The organism is Bacillus sp. AFS001701, from assembly GCF_002559405.1.
Lineage (GTDB): Bacteria > Bacillota > Bacilli > Bacillales > Bacillaceae_G > Gottfriedia.
Window position 1 is genome coordinate 1 of sequence record NZ_NTZO01000409.1, and the last position, 3,044, is coordinate 3,044.

At 30.2% G+C, this 3,044-nt stretch carries 5 protein-coding genes; all 5 read right to left on the reverse strand.

Translation table 11 applies throughout. From position 1 onward, the window contains the following. Positions 1–156: site-specific integrase (locus CN514_RS20210; RefSeq protein ID WP_176525997.1), on the reverse strand; the 156-nt coding region annotated here is incomplete at its 3' end. A gap of 6 nt (positions 157–162) precedes the next feature. Further along, positions 163–381 carry a YqzK family protein gene (locus CN514_RS20215; protein WP_056466929.1) on the reverse strand — a complete coding sequence of 73 codons (219 nt, stop codon included), beginning with the start codon at positions 379–381 and terminating at the stop codon, positions 163–165. Between the two features lie 202 nt (positions 382–583). After that, the gene (gene fur, locus CN514_RS20220) at positions 584–1,033 is read right to left on the reverse strand and encodes a ferric iron uptake transcriptional regulator (protein WP_098234126.1); all 450 of its coding nucleotides are present in this window, start codon (positions 1,031–1,033) and stop codon (positions 584–586) included. 67 nt (positions 1,034–1,100) lie between these two features. Beyond that, entirely contained in the window at positions 1,101–1,751 is a 651-nt protein-coding gene (gene spoIIM, locus CN514_RS20225; protein ID WP_098234127.1) for a stage II sporulation protein M, read from the reverse strand. Positions 1,752–2,007: 256 nt separating this feature from the next. Continuing rightward, positions 2,008–2,874: an alpha/beta fold hydrolase gene (locus tag CN514_RS20230; protein ID WP_176525998.1), complete on the reverse strand. Its 867-nt coding sequence runs from the start codon at positions 2,872–2,874 to the stop codon at positions 2,008–2,010. Positions 2,875–3,044: the final 170 nt, after the last annotated feature.

A 3,044-nucleotide genomic window follows, 5' to 3' on the forward strand; every position in this document is an offset into this window, starting at 1 on the left:
AACAACGTCCAAATATTTTCCGTAGCTTTCTAAATCTTTACCATATGATAGAATTGTATTTTTAGATAAACCTTTTTCAACTTGGATAAAATGAATAAAATCCTCCGTTGCAAAATCAAATTCTTTTTTAAAAGGTGTTTTATCAGTCGTTGTCACATTTCATTACTCCCCGTTTTGATAAAACCGTACCAATTGGTTAAAAGCACCATCCTTTTTATGAATGTCCACCTTTAACATAGAGCCTTCTGGTCGGTCATATCGATGCATATTTTCATATTCAGAATGAATCCATTGAATAGCAAAATAAAATAAAATTGTACATGTAATGAATAAAATTGTAACTTTTATTACATTAAAAACAATGCTTGCTCTTTTTTTCATATGACCACCACCTTTTGCTAGAAGTAAAGACATCATTACTACATACTATGCAAAAATAGGACAAATCATACTTCAAAAAATCAACATTAATCATTCAGTGTCATTTTTTAGAACATGAAAAAGAGCAGACTCTTTTTATTGAACTGCTCCGTCTTTTTTGAATCAAAAATAAAATGATTTTAATTAAATTAAAATCATTCTACTACTCTTCGTTTTGATCATGGCAACGATGGCATATACCATGAAATGATAATCGATGATCTTTAATTTTAAAATTCCAACGTTCTTCAACTGTCTTTTCAACTTCACTTAATAGATTTTCATGAATTTCATCTACTGCTCCGCAAACCGTGCAAATTAAATGATGGTGAAAATGTTGTGCACCTTCATGTCTTAAGTCGTATCTTGAAACGCCATCACCAAAATTTATTTTATCAACAATTGTTAACTCAGTTAGTAATTCTAACGTACGATAAACAGTAGCAAGTCCAATTTCTGGCGATTTTTCTTTCACAAGGAGGTAAACATCTTCTGCACTTAGGTGATCTTCTTCGTTTTCTAATAAAACACGAACAGTGGATTCCCGTTGTGGTGTTAATTTGTATCCTGCTAAATGTAGTTGTTTCTTTATTCGTTCAACTCGTTCTTCCATTCTTTTCACTCCCTCGCCACTTGATAATAATTATAACAAAGAAAGAGAAAGTGTCAAAAATTATTTGTTAATTTTTTGAAACAATTATTTCTGAAATGGCTTTTAAAAAATAAGTTGAACCATATGCCTCAATAATACTTGCAATACTTAAGCAAACAGCAATAACTCCAAAGACAATAGAATACGAGACTAACTGTTTCATAATTGGTTCATTATCATTTTTAATAAATTGTTTTCGAATCATTCGAATGGATAACTGAACTGCTAAAACTGTTAATAGTATATATAATGGTAAAACGATAACATTTTGTGGAAAAACAGAAGAAAATGCTAATAAAATACCGTGCCAACCTAATTGATTGACTAAAAATCCAACTGTAAATCCAACTACCAATCCTTTCATAAATAATAAAATAAGAATGATTGGTAATCCGATGATTGAGATCCCTAAAACCCAAATCAATGCTAAAAACTTCAAATGAGAAGAATAGCTAGAAAGAAACACTTCATTCCCGCTAATATAATCACCATTATTAACTTGTCCAAAAAAATGTGTAATAAAGGATAGAATATCCTGCTTTTGACTCACATTCATACTATTTACGATGACTGCTCCAAATACTACACCAAAAAGTAAGATCACACTAACAAAAATATAGAGTGACAAATAATCTTTAACATGTTTTTTCATCGTTGATTTGACTGAGCTTCTTGTCATGATATCATCTCCTGGACTATATTCTCTCTTCATTTTATGAATGGACAAGTAATTTATTCTATTAATTTATAAAAGTTGGAAAATTAATAATAAAGAAAAATGACTCTTGTACCTATTTTATGGAGAGGAGTGATGATTTCAGTTCCATGATGCTCGGTTTTCGTACGTGATCATCTGATTGCGAAATGGAATTATATCTTTTGAAAAAAATATAAAAAAGCTGTTAAAGTCAGGCAACGACTAAAACAGCTTTGTTTTAATTTAATAATTCAATTTGTTTTTTTATGAAATGACCAATCGATTTTGCATTTTCTTCATTATTTCCATAAATAGTTGAATGTGTATGGCCTTCTAATGTTTGACGGTTACCTTGATTCGTTGTTTCACAATATTCATTATGATATTTTTCAACTTTATGTAGTAATTCCTTTTTTTTCTTCAGATTAAGCTGTAAACCACTTTGATTGGAAGCTGTTAATACTAGTAAAGGAATATTCATTTTAATTTTCAATGCGTCCTTTATACGTAAGTTACTATAATTTAGGTTTTTCCACTCACTAACAACAGTCTTCCAATGCTTATAGCTCTTAATTGCGCTAATCATTTCGAACTGATTATCTGGGGTAGTTTTCATTAATTTATTAATTAGCTTATTTGGAATTGCCTTAGTAAGTTTAAATTGGTTGGCATTCTTCATCATTAACGCAAACTGATATAATAACTTATCATATAATTTCTGCTCATGCTCCTCTAAAGTCGGATGTGTTGGATCGAGTAAAATCATTGATTGGATAGCACTTGGAAATAGGCGAGACAATTGGAATACAATATATGCCCCTAGAGAATGTCCGACAGCAATTAATGGACTTTTAATATTTAATGCTAATAAAATATCATAGCATTCAAAAGCTTGTTGCTCTGTTGATCGTTCTGTTGTCCATATTCCACTTTTTCCATAACCTAAGCGATCGTATGTTATAACTTTGGCATATTTACTCAACTCTTCTTGTAAATACTTCCATTGATGAAGAGTATGCATCATTCCACATTCTAAAAGAACTGTGACTTTGCCATCCCCTTTTACTCGAACGTGATATGTGCCAAGCTCACCATTAACAAACAATATTCTCACCTTCATCGTATTTGATTAGTTGTCTTATTGTATTCATTTTTCCTGTTTTCTATTTTATCTTTCATTCTTTAATTTTTGCTTAATAAAAATGTTTTTTTCGAGATAAGCATTAAAAACGTTAAAAAAAGACGTTAAAAAAATTAACGTCTTTAGTCTTAAGG

What these genes read in the sequence shown, in the direction of transcription:
- CN514_RS20215 (WP_056466929.1), bottom strand. Translation starts at nt 381, where the DNA reads ATGAAAAAAAGAGCAAGCATTGTTTTTAATGTAATAAAAGTTACAATT.
- fur (WP_098234126.1), bottom strand. Translation starts at nt 1,033, where the DNA reads ATGGAAGAACGAGTTGAACGAATAAAGAAACAACTACATTTAGCAGGA.
- spoIIM (WP_098234127.1), bottom strand. Translation starts at nt 1,751, where the DNA reads ATGACAAGAAGCTCAGTCAAATCAACGATGAAAAAACATGTTAAAGAT.